This is a genomic window from Phycisphaeraceae bacterium, from assembly GCA_019636735.1.
GTDB lineage: Bacteria > Planctomycetota > Phycisphaerae > Phycisphaerales > SM1A02 > VGXK01.
This window is the reverse complement of sequence record JAHBWY010000002.1, coordinates 36,084-52,663: the sequence shown is the minus strand read 5'-3', so window position 1 is coordinate 52,663 and position 16,580 is coordinate 36,084. Positions and strand designations below refer to the sequence as shown.

Genomic DNA, 16,580 nt, shown 5'->3' with positions numbered 1-16,580 from the left:
AGGTGACGGAGCGGTCAGGACGCTTCGGGGAAGTCGAATCGCAATCTGGGCAGCGCATGACACCCATCATGCCATGACGGCCGAAGCCCCCCAAGAAAATCCTCTGAGTCAACGCGCCCGCGAGTTGGGTGAGCGCACAAACAAGCCCCGCGTGGTGCGTCAGCCGAAGCCAAGCGCAGCCGCGGGGCTATTGGCCGGAGTCTAATCCGGCAACTGGACAAGTCAAGGGACCGTCTCACGCCAGAAGTTGCGGCGGGCGTCAAGGCGGTGATTCGAGGATTGGAGCGGCGGGGCCTGCTGATGCCCAGCCGTCTGCGATTCTCCAGCACCGGCTCGGCGTATCGGGATGTGCCGTGGGTGCCGTTGCAGCTCCGATTCCGAGTCGGAGAGTCATCCACCGTCGGCAGCCAGCGCGTCGTTGGACCGCGACGCGCAGCTTGTGGAGGTCCGAGTGTCGCCGCAGGGCGATCCGCGGGCGGCGGAGTTCGGTGTGGATCCGCAGGCGGTGGCCGGGATGCGCCGTCCGCTGCTGGTGCGCATGCTCAAAGATCCCGGCGCGCCCGGTGACCTGTCACGCAGTCTGAACGAGCGCTTGCAGGCCGGCAAGAGCGCCGTGGTCGACTCGGCCAGCAGGGCGCACTTGCTGACGGAGGAGATCGTCCGGTACGTCGCGGCAACGGTGACGGATGAGGATGGTGCCAGCACGCTCCGCGCATCGATCCGCGCCCTGCCGGTCGCGTCGCATCAGCGGCTCATGGAGATGATGCGCGCCGTCGGCGCATGGAACCAGTCGGAGGCGGCTCGATTCATAGACGAGGACGGGCGCATCGATGCTGACGGCGTCGACTCGCTCGAGCAGATGCTCACGGCGCTCTCGATCACGGGCCCGGATGTCGCCGGGACGCTCATGAGCGCCGGGCCTGCGATGCGCGCGAAGCTGGCCACGGCTACACCGCGGTTGATGGCCGCCAAGGCTGAGGGGCTGCCGGTGGCCGACCAACTACGGCAAGCGCTGTACTGGGTGGCGGCGAGTCGTGCCGCCTGGAAAGAGTCGCGGATCCCCGCTGGGGACTACTACCTGGACCAGGGTGCCATCTCGAGGCCACCATGGCACGGCGACCCGGTGGTGGCGACACTGGCCTACGCCGCGGACAAGCTGGGGCCGCGCGTGTTCGCGTCGGCCATCGGCTCGATCGTGGACATGTCCGGCACCAGCGTGTTCAGTCCCGAGCCGCAGCCGTTCGAGCAGGCTGTCGCTGCGGCGCTGCTCGAGCGCCTGCCGGAGCGCATGGTGCAGTCGCTGGGAGACCCTGCGACATGGCGGTTCAGCACGCCCGACCACGCCGGGCGGGCGGATGACGGCGATGCATCGGCGGTGCAGTTCTCGCGGCTGTCCGACGCCCCCGGGCTGCTGTTGTTGCACAACCTCACGCTCGCCAACCTGCGCCATGCGGCGCGGATGGGTGGCCTGCCGGTGCCGAGCCTCGCGGTGACGCGCGATGATGCTCCGATCACGGACTTCGGGGAGCTCGCACTCCTCGCGGATCCGAGCCTTCTCGATCGCAGCGACACGCACACCTTCGACGCGGACATCTATTCACCGCGGTATCCGCAGGTGACTTACACCGTGAGCCGTCCGCAGCTCATGGCGGCATTCGAATCGCTGCGAGAGGCGCAGACGGAGCTCACCGGCAAGGCTTGGATGGACTTCGACGAGGCGGATGTGCGCCGCAAGGGGATCGAGGCGTTTACGGACGACACTGCGGTACGCCTGGCGTTCCTGCGTGACACCAATCGCGCGCCGGACCTCGCCGGCGAATCGAACCGGCGTGCCGCGGTCGATCAGCGGATTCGGGCGGGTGAAGGGCTCTATGACGAGCTTCGCGCCTGGGCGGAACGCCGGTTCGGCAACATCATCACGAACGAGCGCATCATCCGGGAGAGTGTCGCGGGGAACAGGCGGGAGGAGCCGCACACGCTCGAGCGCGTCGTCCGCGCCATGAAGCGCAACCTGCGCGGCTCGGACGGCATGAGCATCTTCGGCATGGAACCGATCAGGGCGCTGGTCTCCAACCGTCTGCGCAGCAAGCGGGCGGTGCAAGCCCAGCGCGCGAGGCTCATGCCGGAGGCCGCGATCATCGGCAAGGACGGCGTCAAGGAACAGATGAATGCTCGCTTCTTCCAGTGGGCGGATGGACTGCGTGCGCAATGGCCGGCGTGGAGCGCTCCCAGCGCCGCAGATCGCTTCGGGTACTACGACGCGGCGATGGAAGTGCTGGCCGAGATTGCGCGTGGTCGCAAGCCGGATTGGGTGAGTGTCCCGCCGGAGCAGATGGCCGAGGCCAGGCAGTTGCTCCAGGAGGTTGCGGCAGCGCCGACGGAATACTTCGAGGTCAAGCCATTGCGTGCCGTGCCGCTGCGAGAGTCCAAGGCGGCAGTGGCGCCAGCGCACTATGCGGCGACGGTCAGCGAGATCCTCGGGCCCGCCGGCGTGCCGGTCTACCACTACGACCAGGACGCCGGCCCGGAAGCCAGGGCCGAGGCGGTCCGGCAAGCCGCCACGGATCACTCTCTTCTGTTCAGCCGAGCGACCGATCAGGGGATCCAGATCGTGGACCTGTCGGCGCTCACGCTGGCGGCCGACCGCGAGAACCCGATCGGCCCAGGTGTCGCGAAGATGGTGCCGGAGTTGTCCCAGGAGCAGTTGGGCGCGGCGTTCGCGCATGCGAAGCCGTTGGCCGGTCGCAATGACCGCCTCGGCGTGATGCTCGATCACAATGGCCTGCTGATCCCCGTGCACTTCGTTGTCGATTCAAGATCCGGCAAGCCAGTGCAGATCCGCTACCCCAAAAAGCAAGCCCCGCTGGATGAGCTGGCCGGGGCCAAGCAAATCCGCGGGGCTATTGTCCAGAGTCTACGCCGGCAACTGAAGAAGTCAAGGGACCCGCTGCGATCAGATGTAGTGAAGGGCGTCAAGGCGGCGATCCGAGCAGTCTCGCAACGGGGCATGCCGCTCCCGCGCGGACTGCGCATCTCGAACACCGGCTCGGCGTATCTGGATGCGCCGTGGGTGCCGATGCTCCCGCGGCAGATGCGCGAGGCCCGGCAACCGAGGCGATGATTTCACCGGGCGGAATGGGCGTTGGGGGACTCGAACCCTCGACCTTGCGGGTGTGATCCGCACGCTCTAGCCAGCTGAGCTAAACGCCCGATCGAACACAAGAATGTACCCCGGCGGCGGCGGCGCCTCAAGCGGTGCGTCTTTTGCGGCTTGGCCCGCATTGGCGGGGGCCAGACGGACGGTCCTGACCACTCCCTTCTGCAAGTCGCCGCGCGGCGAGATTGCCGTGGGAACCGCCATGGGCCGCGCCCAATCGAACCTTCGTGTCACCGCAACGCGGCGGCGTTCATCCGCGATGCGTCACGCCGGTCAGAACCAGGCTTTCTTCTCGACCTGATAGGTCTGATAGAAGTCCTGATCGGACTTCGTGAGGTAGATGATTCCCTCAATGAAACCGATCAATCCACCGGCACCGCAGGTGACCGCGGAGATCACGATTCTGATGATCCCGCCACTCACATCGCCGAGCACGAAGCGGTGAAGTCCGAGGGATCCCAACACAATGCCCAAGACGCCCGCGAGAACCTTCTTGTTGTCCTGCGGAGCACCGCCTGGCCCACCAGAGGAGATTTGGCTCATGAACGGAATTCTACCGCGCCGGTAGTGTGCTCGCATGCCAGCCGACCGCTCCGCCGCCTCGCCCCGGCTCCCGGTGGAATCAGATTCGCCGCCCCTCGCTCCCCGCGCGAAGCTGCTCACACCGCTCAAGCTTCGCGGTGTCACGCTGCCCTCCCGCGTGGCGCTTGCGCCAATGTGCCAGTACATGGCGATCGATGGGTGCACCACCGACTGGCATGCCGCCCACTTGTCGACTTTCGCATGTGGCGGCTTCGGACTGGTCACGATGGAAGCCACCGGGGTTGCACCGGAAGGGCGCATCACGCCTCATTGCGTCGGACTCTGGGGCGATGCACAGGAGCGCGCCCTGGCAACCACTGTCGCGCGGGTGCGCGCCGTGAGCGATGCTCCTCTCGGCATTCAGATCGCCCACGCGGGTCGCAAGGCGGGCACGCATCGTCCATTCCTCGGAGGTCCCCGAGGGCACATTGCGCGAGAGAGTGGCGGATGGCAGGCCATCGGGCCGAGCGCAATCGCCTTCAACACGCTCCCGCCACCAGTGGAAATGACTATGGACGATCTCGACCGCATCGCTCGCGCCTTCGCCGAGAGTGCGGAGCGAGCCGCTCGCATCGGCTTCGACTACTGCGAAGTTCACGCGGCGCATGGCTACCTGCTGGCGAGCTTCCTCTCGCCGCTCGCCAATCAGCGTCGCGATCGATACGGCGGTTCACTCGAGGCGCGCATGCGCTTTCCGCTCGAGGTCGTCGAGCGAGTGCGGAGCGTCTGGCCGCATGATCGGGCGCTTGGAATCCGCTTCGGCGGCTCCGACTGGGCGGACGGCGGATGGACGATCGACGATGCGGGTGTCTTCGCCTGCGAGGTTGCTGCGCGCGGGGTCGATCTCGTGAGCATCTCGACCGCGGGCAATGCTCCGGTCTCGCCTGCGGCGAGCCCCGGATGGCTGGTGCCGCACGCCCGCGCCGTCCGCGCCGCGCTGCACGCCGCCGATCCCCACACCACCGTTGCGGTCTTCGCCGTCGGCGAACTCGACGAACCGCACCTCGCCGAGCGCACACTTGCCGAGGGCTCCGCCGACGGCATTCTCCTGGGTCGCGGTGCGCTTCGTGATCCACGCTTTCCCTGGCGCGCCGCACGGGCGCTGGGTGAGCTGCCTCACTGCCCGCCGCCCTACGCGTGGGCCGTCGGCGTCTGATGACGAACCCGCGATCGACGCATCGCCGCTCGCGAGGACACCGCCCTTCCACGCGGCGCCCTCCATTCTTCTCCGCGCTGAGGAATCGGAACTATCGCCTCTTCTCTCTCGGTTTCATCTGCGGAAGCACCGGGCTCCAGATGCTTGCCGCAGCCGTCCTCTGGGAAATCTGGGAGCGCACGCAAAGCCCGCTCTGGCTGGGACTCGCCGGGCTGGCGCGAGCGCTTCCTGTGATCGTGCTCGCACTCCCCGCGGGTCACCTCGCGGACATCGTGAGCCGGCGTCGTGTGCTCTTCGTGACGCAGGCGCTCTTTGCTCTTTGCGCCGCGGGCTTCGCACTCAACGCATGGCTGCATGGCCCCAACTGGATGCTCCTGCTGCTGATGATGCTCTCCGGAGCGGTCCGCGCCTTCAACGGCCCGGCCCGCGCGGCGCTTCTGCCGATGCTCGTCCCTCCGAGACGCTTCGAGAACGCCGTGACGATCAACGGGGCGATCTTTCAGTTCGCGGCATTGGCCGGTCCCCTTCTTGCGGCGGGCATGATCGCCCTCTCCGGTGAGACCGCCTGGGTCTATGTCACGAGCGCCGTCCTGTGCGGCGTCTTCTCCGTGACGGCGGTCGCGCTCGTGCCACGGCCGGCGGCGGCGGTCAAGGTGCCCTTCACCGCACGAACCATGGTCGCGGGGCTCGGACACATCGTCCGCGAGCGGGTCATCTTCGGAGCCATCACGCTCGACATGCTCGCCGTGCTCTTCGGTGGGGCGACGGCGCTCCTCCCCTACTTCGCCGACGAGGTGCTCGGAGCTGGACCCCTCGGTTACGGACTGCTTCGATCGGCGCCGAACGCGGGCGCGATCGTCATGGCGCTGCTGCTGGCCACGAAGCCTCGTCTCTCCCCCGCCGGTCCGATGCTCCTCGCGTCGGTGGCCGCCTTCGGGATCACCATCATCGGATTCGGCCTCTCGACCTCGCTGACTCTCTCAATTCTGCTGCTGGGGCTTGGCGGCGCCGTCGACAATGTGAGCGTCATCATCAGGCATGTCCTGGTGCAGGCGCGCACCCCCAACTCGCTCCGGGGGCGCGTGAGCGCCGTGAACACGGTCTTCATCGAGTGCAGCAATGAACTTGGCGCCTTTGAGAGCGGCCTCGTGGCCTACTGGTTCACTCCGGTGATCTCGGTCGTCTCGGGCGGGATTGGCACTCTGCTCGTTGTCGCAGGCGTCGCGATCTGCTTCCCTGCACTCCGCCGACTGCGCGATCTTCGAAGTGTGGATCCGGCCCTTGACTCCGTCGCCGCGCCCGTCGGGACGACGACCGGACGGTAAGCTCCGACCGCGTCGTGGCGGCGAGGTGCACCGCGTGGTGCACCATGTGGTGCGCCAGCGAGCACGCCAGAGGAGAGCATCATGATTGGCAACTTCATCAAGGAGTTCCGCGAGTTCGCTGTCAAGGGGAACGCCATCGACATGGCGGTGGGGCTGGTGGTCGGCGCCGCGTTCAACAAGATCGTCCAGTCGATCGTGAATGACATCATGATGCCCCCGCTGGGCATGGCCATCGGTGGCGTGGACTTCCGCGACCTGGCCTGGGTTCTTCAGGCGGCCAGCACGGACCCCGAGACCGGCAAGGCCATTCCGCTGGTCGCCGTTCGATACGGCGCCTTCCTGAACACGCTCATCGAGTTCATCATCGTGGCGTTCAGCGCCTTCATCGCCATCAAGGCCATGACCAGGGTCATGTCGCTCCGCGGATCTGCCGCCGCCGAGCCGAAGACCTGAGCCGGCGCTCCAGCGAGTCGTTGCCGTGATCGGTCACCTCGTCCAATCCGACCTTGAGGATCTCATCCACCGCAAGGCGTGGGATGAGTTGCGCGAGATCCTCGCCGCGCTTCCCGAGCAGGATGTGGCCGAGATTCTCATCGACCTTCCGGAGCACGATGAAGGGGTCATCTTCAGGCTTCTGCCTCGCGACCGCGCTGCGCAGGTCTTCAGCTATCTGCCGCTTGAGCGACAGGAGGAGTTGATCACCTCGCTCTCCAGTGAGCAGACGCGCGACATCCTCAACGCGATGACCCCCGACGATCGCGTGCAACTTCTCGATGAGTTGCCGGGCGAGGTCACGCGGCGCCTGATGGAGTCACTTGACCCGCGCCAGTTGAAGGAGACGCGTCAACTCCTCAACTATCCGCCGGACACTGCGGGTCACTTCATGACCCCGGAGTTCGTGGCCATGCGGCCCGACCTCACCGCCCAGCAGGCCATCGATCAGTTGCGCCGGACTCCTCGGACCACAGAGACGCTCAATGTGCTCTATGTGGTGGACCACGCCGGGCGACTGCTCCACGACATCAGGCTGGCAACACTGGTCCGCGCGTCTCCGGATGCGCTGGTGGGAGACATCGTCGAACGGAATGTCGTCTCCATTCCGGCGAAGATCGACCGCGAGGAAGTGGTGCGCGCGTTCGAGAAGTACGACCGCGTGGCCCTGCCGGTCGTGGATGACCAGGGATGCATGCTCGGCATCATCACCGTTGACGATGTGATGGATGTCGCGCGGCGCGAAGCGACCGAGGACATCTACAAGATCGGCGGCATGGAGGCGATCGACACCCCCTACATCCGCACGCCGTTCGTCACCCTTCTTCGCAAGCGCGCGTTCTGGCTGTCGTTCCTCTTCCTCGGCCAGATGATGACGGCCGGCGCCATGGCCCGTTTCGAGAGTGAGATTGCCGCAGCCGTCGCGCTCGCGCTCTTCCTGCCGCTCATCATTGCGAGCGGCGGAAACTCCGGATCGCAGGCGTCCACGCTGATCGTTCGAGCGCTGGCGCTCTCGGAGATTTCGACTCGTGAATGGTGGACGGTCGCGCGACGGGAGATCGCCTCAGGTGCCGTCATGGGGCTCTGGCTCGGCTTCATCGGCTTCCTGCTCGTGATGCTCTGGCAGTGGCTCGGCCTGATCAACTATCCGGAGTACGCCTATCTCCTCGGGCTGACGGTCTGGGCCAGTCTCCTCGGGGTCGTGACCTACGGCACGCTGTGCGGAAGCATGCTTCCGTTCATTCTGCGCGCATTCAGGCTCGACCCAGCAACGAGCTCCGCCCCGTTCGTCGCGACCCTGGTCGATGTCACCGGCGTCGTGATTTACTTCTCGATGGCGGCCATCATTCTCCGCGGGACGATTCTCTGACCGCCTCATCCGGCTGCGCAAGGAAGCGGATGATCTCCCTGCGCACATCCTCAGGGCGATCGTGAAAGAGGACATGGCCCGCGTCCGGGATCAGTGTGCCCTGACCCCGGGGAAGCGCTGTCACGAAGCGAGGCAGGAGCGACGGATCGAGGACGAGGTCGTAGGAGCCCCAGAGCACGAGCGTCGGCACTTCGATTTGGCCGAGGCGATCTTCGAGACCACGCGTGACGAACTCCCGCAGTGATTCGATGATGCGATTCGTTCCCGGCAGTCGACGCTGCGCTTCGTTGACGAAGTGGCGAACCACGGGCGGCGGAGTTGGCGGCGGGCGATAGAAGACCAGGTTGATGATCCGCCGGAAATCTTCCTCGCTTTCCAATCGCAGCGGATTCTCTCCTCGATCCACCGCCCGCATGAAGTCGTTGCGGAAGGGAGGTTCGAGTCCCGCCGGGGCCAGCAGCACGAGGCGATCGACGCGATCCGGCGCAATGATCGCAATCTCCGCCGCGATGGCGCCGCCCATCGAAGTCCCGATGATCGTGGCGCGCTTGATGCCGAGAGTGTCCATGAAACGAAGAACCTGCGTGGCATAGAAGGTCCCGTCATGCGCCACCTCCGGGTGCGCCTCATGCTGTCCGAAGCCGGGCAGATCGGGCGCGATCGCCCGATGCGTCGGCGCGATCCACGCCATGATGCTCATCATGGCGTCCATGCTTGTGTTGTAGCCGTGCAGCAGGATCACCGGCGGCGCCTGGACCGACCCCGCCTCAAGCCACGGCCAGCGATGGCCATCGACCATCGTCGAGTGCTCGGTGACACCGAGACGCCATCGCATCGCGACCCGCGCGGCACCCATGAACGCCGAGGGCGACGACCAGAGCCAGATGACGACGCCGGCCAGAAGCGCCGTCAGGCACGCGGCAATGATCAGAATGCGCTTGATCACTCGAGGCAGACGCATGACTTGCCATGATCTCCGAAGCGGTCAGACAACGCCAGAGTCATGAGGGATCGAGGCAAGACCCATACACTGCATCGCGGCGCGACGGCCGTTCACCAGCACTTCAGGAGGCCACGATGGCATCGCTCTTCTCCTCTCGCTTCTTTCGCGCCATTGTGCTGGCGCTTGCCGCCTTCGTGCTCCTGCGTGTCGTGCTCGGGATCATGGAGCGACCCGGTCTCTCCGGCACACCGCCAGCCATCGACGCGAGGACGATCGACGGTCAGTCTGTTTCGCTCGCCAGCCTGCACGGCAAGGTGGTGCTCATTGACTTCTGGGCCACATGGTGCCGCCCCTGCATCGCCGAGATTCCGCACATCAGGCGTGTCTATGAGCAGCATCACGCCTCCGGCTTCGAAGTGATCGGAGTGAGCCTCGACCAGAACCGCGACGCCCTCAAGGCGTTCCTCGCGCGGGAGCGCCTCCCGTGGCCACAGATCTTCGACGCCGATGCGCCTCCGGGCCAGCGGCTCGCCGAGCGCTACGGCGTGAAGTTCATACCGCACACACTGCTCATCGGACGCGATGGCCAGATCATCGCCTCGTCGCTGCGCGGAAGTGAACTCGATCGCGCCGTCACGAAGGCGCTTCGAAGTCCCTCGTGATCGCTGGAGCACGGCCGCCCGATGCCCCGGCCACGATCGATCGCGGGCATCAACCGCCTTCGGCAAACTCTCCGCGTGTCGCCAATCGCGCCTGCACATGGCGTCGCATTCGTTCGATCATCTCGCGGGATTCGCCGCGCAGGCTCGCCTGCTCCAGCCAACGCTCACTCGCCTGGAGATTGCCTCGCTCGCGCTCGACGGCGCCGAGGAAGAGGTATCCCTCGGAGAGGCGCGGGTGGCTGGCCACGAGGACCTCGCCGCACGACGCCACGCGGCCCCAATCGCCCGCAAGCCACGCTGCGTAGCCGAGCGTGACGAGGTGTTCAACCGGCGGCTGACCCGGAGGTGCGTGGAGGAGAAGCAGATCGCGAGCTTCGACCGCGCGCGAGAGCATCAGCAGGCAGCGGGCCCGCATGCGAATCATGTCTCCGCGATTCCTGTTCGGCGCCAAGACGGCCAGGTCAAGCGTGCGAAGACACTCCGCCCACTCGCCGGCGTCAAAGAGGGCGTGCGCCAGATCCTCGGCGAGCAGCGGACTGTCCGGGTCGCGCGCAAAGGCCTGCTCCATCACATGAGCTGCCTCCTCGCGGCGCCCCTCCATGCTCAGGCAGGCGGCGCGAATCTGCTGGAGTACCGGATTGAACTGGAAGCTCGACGCCGACTTCTCGATCAGTTCCCGAGCTTCCGTCGCACGGCCAGCGGCGAGCTTCAACTCGGCACAGCAGGCGATGTACTGGAGATTCTTCGGATCAAGCTCGCGCGCCTTCGTGTAGTTCTCAAGAGCGCCCTCCGGATCGTCGCACCGCTGCGCGAGGACGCCGAGGAAGTAGTACGCCTCGGCATTCTTCGGATCGACCTCGATCGCGCGATCAAGCGTCTGCTTGGCTTGATGCATGCGTCGCTGCTCGATCAGGATTCGCCCTCGCAGCACCAGGAAGCTGCCATCTTTCGGATAGCGCTCGATGGCGCGATCGATCTGCGCGAGCGCCGACTCGAACTGCCCCGTCGCCAGCGCCTGGCGCGCCTGGTCATAGACAACTCTGGCGTTCGTCCGATTGAAGCGATCGTTCGCGGCTTGCCGCATCTCGATGCCGCGGTAGCTCGGTCCACCGCAGGCGGAGAGTGTGGTGATGGCAACGATGACCGCCAACGCGGAGCACAGCCTTGGACGAGCTGCACCGGAGCCTTGAATCATGGATTGTCTCCTTCAAGCGGACTGGGCGAGTCCTCCGGAGCTTCGCCGCTGTCGATCGGCGCCGACTCTCCCTCTCTCCGTGGGGGCGTGGCGGGCGAGACGAAACCCTGCGACGGGAAGTCATTCGGCAATGGAATCGGCGGCGACACGAACGACGGATCTCCGCCGTCGGCGCCACTCAGGCGAGCATCGAGTTGCTTGCGGAACTCCGTTCCATCGCCCGTGCGAACGGCCTCGCGCAACCGCACCATGGTCGGCAGCGTGGTGCGCATGCGAACGGCGTTGTCGGCATAGAAGAGCGAGCGCTTCATGTCGCCCTCGCGGAACGCGTCAAGCGCCTGGCGCTGATAGTCCGCCACCATTTGGTCGTTTGAGAATGGGAGCAAGCCTGCACGGGCGCCGACCCTGACGGCGTCGACGATATCGAGCGACTCCGTGCCGTGGTCGTAGAGCTGCTTGTCCTCGAACACGGTTGGCGTGAGCAGGAAGATGATCTCCTCGCGCTTGACTCGATCGGCCTGACCTCCGAAGAGGGCGCCGACAAGCGGAATGTCGCTCAACCACGGCACCATGCGGCGGTTGATCGTGGTGTCCTCGCGGAAGAGTCCGCCAAGCACAATGGTCTGCCCGCTCTTGACGCGCACATTCGTGCGAAGCTCCTGGGTGCTCTCATTTGGCACCGTCGCCTCGCCGCCGCCGGGCACCTTCAGATCCACCAGCCTCGCGCTGGAGACGCTCGGATGCAGTTCCATTCGGATCTGTCCATCCGGCGAGATGAAGGGGCGGAAGGTGAGCTTGATGCCCGTATCGAGGAACTTCACATCCTGTGTCGTGCTCGTCTGGGTCTGCGTAGTCGAGAGATACGCGACCTTCTCGCCGATGAGCACTTGCGCCCGCTGACGATTGAGCGCCGTGACGGTCGGGCGTGCCAGAATCGTCGTATCGGTGACCTCGTCGAGCACGCGAAGGAAGATCGCCACATCGTTCGTGATGATGCCGACCTTCAGCGTGGGCGGTCGGTCGATGACGGGATAGTTGTCGATGACGCCGACCTGGGCATTGCTCGGCTGGAGCGTGCCATCGAGGATGTTGTCGAACGCGGCGAGCGGCCGGGTCACCTGCGCAAAGTCGATGTTCCCGATCGCCGCAAAGTCGAGGCCATAGGCGTTTGCCTCATCGACCGTGGTGCGCAGGATGGTGGCCTCGACGCGCACCTGCTTCGGCGGGACATCGAGGTCTTTGAGCAGCGTCTCGACCGCGCTCACATTCTCGACGAAGTCATTGACCACCACCTTGGTCGTGAAGGCATAGTCGTCCGCGCCGCCATCCTCGCTGGTTGGAATGAAACCAGGGGCCACCTCTCCTCGGGCCACCACCGAGCCCCCTTCGGAGAGAAGCGGCTTGATGAACTCCGTCGCGTCGCGGGCGGAGAGGTACTGGAGCGTGAAGACCCGCGCCTCGCGGCGCATGGACGCGCGCTCCATCTCCTCCCGCTCCTGTCGCGAATAGACATAGATGAAGGTCCCGCTGCGCACGGCACTGAAGCCGTTCACGGCGAGAATGGCATCGAGCGCTTGCTCGAAGGGCACATCGTAGAGGTTGACCGTGACGCGGCCTGTCACTTTGTCGCTGGCGACGATGTTCCGTTGGCTCTTGATCGCCAGAAGTTCGAGAAGTCTGCCGACCTCGACTTCCTGTGCGGCGATGGCGAAGGTCCCCGCCTCGGTCACCTGCACGGCGGCGGCGAGATCGCCTTGTTCGGAATCGGCCGGTCCACCAGCCGGAGGCGCCACCAGGGAGCGACGGGCGGGGGTGACCTCGCCATCGACACCCTGGGCCGACGCGCTGGCCAGCGAGACGACCGCAGTGATGACTGTGCTCGCGAGAACTGCTGCGAGCGCAAGCCGCCGTTGATCTGAACGGGTCAGCGTCACGAGACCATCCTTGGAGCCGGCACAATGCCGGACGCCGATTTCGACGACCCATCCGTGGATCGTCACGGGCGGGATATCGGCCCGCCACGCCCATTCGGATCAATTTTGCGCGGTGGTCATGATCCGGTGACGGTGGTCATGGTCCGGTGACGGTGGTCGCGCCCGTGATCGGATCGACGGACACGACACAGGTCCGCGGGGGGCCCCCGGGACCTCCCGCGGTGATCGTCATGGTCGGCGTCCCCGTCGCTGCATGCACCGATCCGAGTGGAGTGAAGCGCAGGGTCGCACTCGGGATGCTCGCTATCGCCATCTGCACATGGTCACTGGCCGCGGCACGACCGCTGCCGAAGACGACATCCCATGTTCCCCCGGTGTCAGGCCGCGCGATGGCAGTGTTCGGTGAAGTCAGCCGGGCGAGCCAATAGCCCGTTCCGTCGCTTCTGAAGCGCACGATGACAGGATCCTGCGTGTCCGCCATGCTGGCCATCTGGGCATAGCGCAGGTCCGCGCGAAGGAGACCCGCCGTCGCCATCGCGCGATCGGCCTGCGTCCTTCCGAAGAACGGCACGGTCAGCGCCGCGATCGTCACGATGATGACCACGCAGACCAGGACTTCAACAAGGGTGAATGCTCGGCGCTTCATCGTCGCTCACTCTGCTTCGAATCCAAGCGCTGTCACACGCACTGGCCAGATCTGGTTGGGATCGCCACCACGACCGGGCGGAGCTCCCTCGGTGAGACCGTCGATCAGGTCAAGCGCATGGTCGTAGTAGACCGAGGCTGTGTTCTGAAGGACAACATGGTTGGCGGCAACTCGCCCCCAGACCTTCGTGTTCCCTCGAAGCTGAATGGGGTTCGTCGGCAGGAAGAGCGAGCCGACGACTGAGGAGTCCAGAATGTCCCAGGTGAAGAAGTTCGAGAGGAATGCGGGCACCGGATAGATCCGGAAGCGCCACGGCTCCATGTACATCGGCTCGGTCGGCGCCTGCGCTGAACAGGCGTTCGAGCTCCACTGCCCGAACCACGCCTTCCGATGCGGGTCACCGTCCTTCTTGGCCGCGTTACCCTCGGCCGCACAGTTGAAGGCTCTGCCGATCCAGCTGCCGTGAATGCGCACGCCATAGCTCGTGAACACATTGAAGGTCGAGTTGTCCTTCAATTCAACCACGGCGTTCTTGAGATCCATGCTGTAGATCGTGAAGAACGGCGCATCCGCCACAAAGGTGACATCGCCATCGATGATGAGCTTGCTGTTCTCGATGCGAAGCGTGTTGTCGATGCGATAGATGCCCGACTTGAGCGTGACGGTCGCACCGTTGATCATTGTGAAGTCTGCGGGCGGTCCCCACGGGAAGCCGAGGAAGGTGTTCTGTCGAAGTCGGAATGGCGTGGTGTAGGTCACCGTCGTGCCATTCACCGTGATCCCGCCCCACTGGGTGGTTCCACCTGCAAAGGCCGGCGCCGGCGGAGGCGGAATCATCTTGATGGACTCATCGGGCGCGAGCTTCTTGGCGCAGATCTTGTTGGCACCAGCACCAGAGATCGTGAATGAGCTCGCGTTGAACGGGTAGTAGATCCAAGTCGCCTTGTCGAGGCAGGGATCGTCAGCACTCGGCGGGGTGTAGTCGGGCTCGAAGGTGGCGGTCGCGTTAATGAAGACGCCATTGGACCCGGCCCATGAGGTCTCTGCCTGCGTGCCGATGTTGACACGCAGCTTCTCCTGCGACGCCGGTGCGTTCTGCCAGCGACCGACAAAGTTCGTCCCATCAAAGATCATGAACTTGTTGGCGAAGATCGCATACTGACCCTTGTTGGTCATGGGCAGCGACATCTGCGCCACAGAGCGGAAGCGACTCCCCCCCTTGATGCTGGTCGCGATGATCTCCACCTCGGTCGTCGATTGATCGGGGTTTGAGTTTCCGCCGGGATTTGCCGCCCGCTTGTTGATGTCCACTAGTTGGATGCTGACGGTGCCGCCGTCGAGCGCGTAGTTGGTCAGCAGCATCCCGTTGGTGTGCTTGGTGCGCCACTTGGTGTCCGAGCTCTTCAGAATCTCCTTGGCGATCGCCAGCGAGCTGTCGGCGAGCACCCGCGCTTCACTCACGCTGGCCGCCGTCCGACCGGTCATGACCGCGTGATCACTCCCGGCCACGAAGGCGTAGCCTGCGGTGCCGACGACGGCCAGGGCGAACAGCACCAGCAGCAGTGCCGCGCCTCGTCGGTGGGGACGGACGACCGTTCGCAGTCGATGGCCATGTTGATCTTCGCGCTGATAGCGTGTGTCGAGATTCATGGGCAGTCCTTGTGCTTCTGGAGGAAGGCGACTGCTTCGGAGATTCGCAGCGTCTGTCCACCATGCTGCTGATCGAAGACGAGATCGAGGCTCACTCGACGGGTCGTGCAGCTGTTGAAGCCGTGATGGTGGAAGGTGGCGGAGGCCAGGCCGTCGAAGACGGGAGTGACCGTGAGCTGATTCATGGTCTGGAGTGATGCCCGCAGGGCACTCCAGTCCGTCGCAAGCGGATACACCGTCGACGCCGCCGGATTGGCGGTACGCGACATCTCGACGCGCAGACTCACCGGGTTCCAGCGGTACCAGCGGATCTCATTCGCATTGATCTCGTCATACGCCTCCTTGAACTGATTGCTCGCGATGAAGTCCTCGCTGGGCACCCAGAGGACGACTTCATTGGGCGAACAGTGCAGAATGGCCCGGGCGCGAAGAATGTGATCCGAGAGGCGCGCGTGACCGCTCGCCACGCGAATCACCTGTTGAGCCACTCGGTCCTGGTCACGAATGGCGCCGCCGAGTAGCGTCAGCAGGCTCGCCGCGCTCGCCGCGACAAGCGCCGCGACAACGATCGCGATCAGCAGTTCAACAAGGGTCGTTCCACGCCGGTGCGTCATGGCTGAAGCTCCTGGGCGCGGAAGCGCTCCGCCGTGGCGAAAACCCGACCTTGCGCATCGGTGACGGTCACTTGGATTCGCCATCCCGCAATCGCGAAGTTCTCATATTGCGGGAAGGTCCGCGTCTGCGCGGTCACGACCGTGGTGCGTCCGAATTCGGCAAAGGCCGGCCCCATCGGGTCGCGCACATCGGCGAGCGCCGAGTTCTTCCGAGGCGGCGCAAGCATGCCGCCGACGGGCTCGATGCCCGCGAGAGTTGGAGTCGCGGCAAAGGGAAGTGACATGAGCGTCGACACCTGCTGCTCCGCGGCAATTCCCGCCAGAAGCTGGCGCCGCGCATCGCGCTGCGCACCAAGACCGACCTGAAGTGCCATGGCCGCACCAGCCGCCGTCAGCGCCAGGATCACCGTGGCGATGAGACCTTCGATGAGCGTGAGCCCGCGCCGCCGACATGACCGACACGGGCGCCGCGCATCGACGACCCTCTGGCCCCCGGCGCACGCTGACCGAGTTCGCGCTGGCGAAGAGCGTGATCCGGCAATGCATCCTGAAGTCAGGCCGTCCCTGCACATGATCCCTACCTTCATCAAGGAGCATCGGATCGGCGGCTCTCGGTCGGGAGAGCGCTCCTTCTAAGTCAGTCGCGGTGGAGTGAACGACCCGTGCAGCCGACATTCCCCGATCGCTTCCTGCGGGTCTCACGATCGGCGCCACGGCCATCTTCGGTACAGCCGGAATTCACGCAGCGCGACCTCAATCTCCCTGCTTGCCCCGCCGATGAGTGCTTCTGACTCTCTCACAGTCGCTCTCGGAGTCGGTTTCGAGGGCGCCTCCCCTTGGACGAAAGGAACACCC

14 protein-coding genes and 1 tRNA gene are annotated in these 16,580 nt (G+C 65.2%); 6 read left to right on the top strand and 9 right to left on the bottom strand.

All coding sequences use genetic code 11. The features are described from left to right. Nucleotides 1-418 precede the first annotated feature (418 nt). Nucleotides 419-3,121: a hypothetical protein gene (locus KF724_02425; GenBank protein ID MBX3354535.1), complete on the top strand. Its 2,703-nt coding sequence runs from the start codon at nucleotides 419-421 to the stop codon at nucleotides 3,119-3,121. 15 nt (nucleotides 3,122-3,136) lie between these two features. Here KF724_02425 and KF724_02420 read toward each other — a convergent pair. Together KF724_02420 and KF724_02415 are read right to left on the bottom strand one after the other, a co-directional pair. Next, nucleotides 3,137-3,210: transfer RNA gene (locus KF724_02420), tRNA-Val, on the bottom strand. Nucleotides 3,211-3,430: 220 nt separating this feature from the next. Next, on the bottom strand, nucleotides 3,431-3,700 hold the full coding sequence (locus tag KF724_02415; protein MBX3354534.1) for a TM2 domain-containing protein: 270 nt from the start codon (nucleotides 3,698-3,700) through the stop codon (nucleotides 3,431-3,433). 34 nt (nucleotides 3,701-3,734) lie between these two features. Between KF724_02415 and KF724_02410 the strand changes: the two genes are divergently transcribed. The 4 genes from KF724_02410 (at nucleotide 3,735) to mgtE (ending at nucleotide 8,081) form a co-directional block, all read left to right on the top strand. Continuing rightward, the gene (locus tag KF724_02410) at nucleotides 3,735-4,895 is read left to right on the top strand and encodes an NADH:flavin oxidoreductase/NADH oxidase (protein MBX3354533.1); all 1,161 of its coding nucleotides are present in this window, start codon (nucleotides 3,735-3,737) and stop codon (nucleotides 4,893-4,895) included. Beyond that, nucleotides 4,895-6,220, top strand: coding sequence for an MFS transporter (locus KF724_02405; protein MBX3354532.1), 1,326 nt, complete (start codon nucleotides 4,895-4,897; stop codon nucleotides 6,218-6,220). The genes KF724_02410 and KF724_02405 overlap by 1 nt, the downstream gene beginning before the upstream one ends. An 81-nt stretch (nucleotides 6,221-6,301) precedes the next feature. Then, nucleotides 6,302-6,673 (top strand): large-conductance mechanosensitive channel protein MscL, encoded by a 372-nt coding sequence (gene mscL / locus KF724_02400; protein ID MBX3354531.1) that lies wholly within the window; start codon nucleotides 6,302-6,304, stop codon nucleotides 6,671-6,673. 25 nt (nucleotides 6,674-6,698) lie between these two features. After that, nucleotides 6,699-8,081, top strand: coding sequence for a magnesium transporter (gene mgtE, locus KF724_02395; protein MBX3354530.1), 1,383 nt, complete (start codon nucleotides 6,699-6,701; stop codon nucleotides 8,079-8,081). On the opposite strand, the gene KF724_02390 is transcribed toward mgtE, so the two are convergent. After that, on the bottom strand, nucleotides 8,056-9,042 hold the full coding sequence (locus tag KF724_02390; protein ID MBX3354529.1) for an alpha/beta fold hydrolase: 987 nt from the start codon (nucleotides 9,040-9,042) through the stop codon (nucleotides 8,056-8,058). The two genes, mgtE and KF724_02390, sit on opposite strands and share 26 nt — an antisense overlap. A gap of 116 nt (nucleotides 9,043-9,158) precedes the next feature. Here KF724_02390 and KF724_02385 point away from each other — a divergent pair, with 116 nt between their 5' ends. Then, nucleotides 9,159-9,686: a TlpA family protein disulfide reductase gene (locus KF724_02385; protein ID MBX3354528.1), complete on the top strand. Its 528-nt coding sequence runs from the start codon at nucleotides 9,159-9,161 to the stop codon at nucleotides 9,684-9,686. Nucleotides 9,687-9,735: 49 nt separating this feature from the next. On the opposite strand, the gene KF724_02380 is transcribed toward KF724_02385, so the two are convergent. The 6 genes from KF724_02380 to KF724_02355 form a co-directional block, all read right to left on the bottom strand. After that, on the bottom strand, nucleotides 9,736-10,881 hold the full coding sequence (locus tag KF724_02380; GenBank protein MBX3354527.1) for a tetratricopeptide repeat protein: 1,146 nt from the start codon (nucleotides 10,879-10,881) through the stop codon (nucleotides 9,736-9,738). Beyond that, on the bottom strand, nucleotides 10,878-12,881 hold the full coding sequence (locus KF724_02375; protein MBX3354526.1) for a secretin and TonB N-terminal domain-containing protein: 2,004 nt from the start codon (nucleotides 12,879-12,881) through the stop codon (nucleotides 10,878-10,880). Before KF724_02375 ends, KF724_02380 begins: the two co-directional genes overlap by 4 nt. Before the next feature lie 70 nt (nucleotides 12,882-12,951). Next, nucleotides 12,952-13,461: a type II secretion system protein gene (locus KF724_02370; protein MBX3354525.1), complete on the bottom strand. Its 510-nt coding sequence runs from the start codon at nucleotides 13,459-13,461 to the stop codon at nucleotides 12,952-12,954. A gap of 6 nt (nucleotides 13,462-13,467) precedes the next feature. Continuing rightward, complete coding sequence (locus KF724_02365) at nucleotides 13,468-15,111, bottom strand: hypothetical protein (GenBank protein MBX3354524.1); 1,644 nt, start codon at nucleotides 15,109-15,111, stop codon at nucleotides 13,468-13,470. Continuing rightward, nucleotides 15,108-15,725 (bottom strand): prepilin-type N-terminal cleavage/methylation domain-containing protein, encoded by a 618-nt coding sequence (locus KF724_02360; GenBank protein ID MBX3354523.1) that lies wholly within the window; start codon nucleotides 15,723-15,725, stop codon nucleotides 15,108-15,110. Before KF724_02360 ends, KF724_02365 begins: the two co-directional genes overlap by 4 nt. Beyond that, a complete protein-coding gene (locus KF724_02355; GenBank protein ID MBX3354522.1) occupies nucleotides 15,722-16,312 on the bottom strand; it encodes a prepilin-type N-terminal cleavage/methylation domain-containing protein in 591 nt (196 codons plus the stop codon). Before KF724_02355 ends, KF724_02360 begins: the two co-directional genes overlap by 4 nt. Nucleotides 16,313-16,580: the final 268 nt, after the last annotated feature.

Bases quoted from the DNA above. Each gene is read 5' to 3' on its own strand.
- KF724_02415 (MBX3354534.1), bottom strand. From the start codon at position 3,700: ATGAGCCAAATCTCCTCTGGTGGGCCAGGCGGTGCTCCGCAGGACAAC.
- KF724_02410 (MBX3354533.1), top strand. From the start codon at position 3,735: ATGCCAGCCGACCGCTCCGCCGCCTCGCCCCGGCTCCCGGTGGAATCA.
- KF724_02405 (MBX3354532.1), top strand. From the start codon at position 4,895: ATGACGAACCCGCGATCGACGCATCGCCGCTCGCGAGGACACCGCCCT.
- mscL (MBX3354531.1), top strand. From the start codon at position 6,302: ATGATTGGCAACTTCATCAAGGAGTTCCGCGAGTTCGCTGTCAAGGGG.
- KF724_02390 (MBX3354529.1), bottom strand. From the start codon at position 9,042: ATGCGTCTGCCTCGAGTGATCAAGCGCATTCTGATCATTGCCGCGTGC.
- KF724_02385 (MBX3354528.1), top strand. From the start codon at position 9,159: ATGGCATCGCTCTTCTCCTCTCGCTTCTTTCGCGCCATTGTGCTGGCG.
- KF724_02380 (MBX3354527.1), bottom strand. From the start codon at position 10,881: ATGATTCAAGGCTCCGGTGCAGCTCGTCCAAGGCTGTGCTCCGCGTTG.
- KF724_02370 (MBX3354525.1), bottom strand. From the start codon at position 13,461: ATGAAGCGCCGAGCATTCACCCTTGTTGAAGTCCTGGTCTGCGTGGTC.
- KF724_02365 (MBX3354524.1), bottom strand. From the start codon at position 15,111: ATGAATCTCGACACACGCTATCAGCGCGAAGATCAACATGGCCATCGA.
- KF724_02360 (MBX3354523.1), bottom strand. From the start codon at position 15,725: ATGACGCACCGGCGTGGAACGACCCTTGTTGAACTGCTGATCGCGATC.
- KF724_02355 (MBX3354522.1), bottom strand. From the start codon at position 16,312: ATGAAGGTAGGGATCATGTGCAGGGACGGCCTGACTTCAGGATGCATT.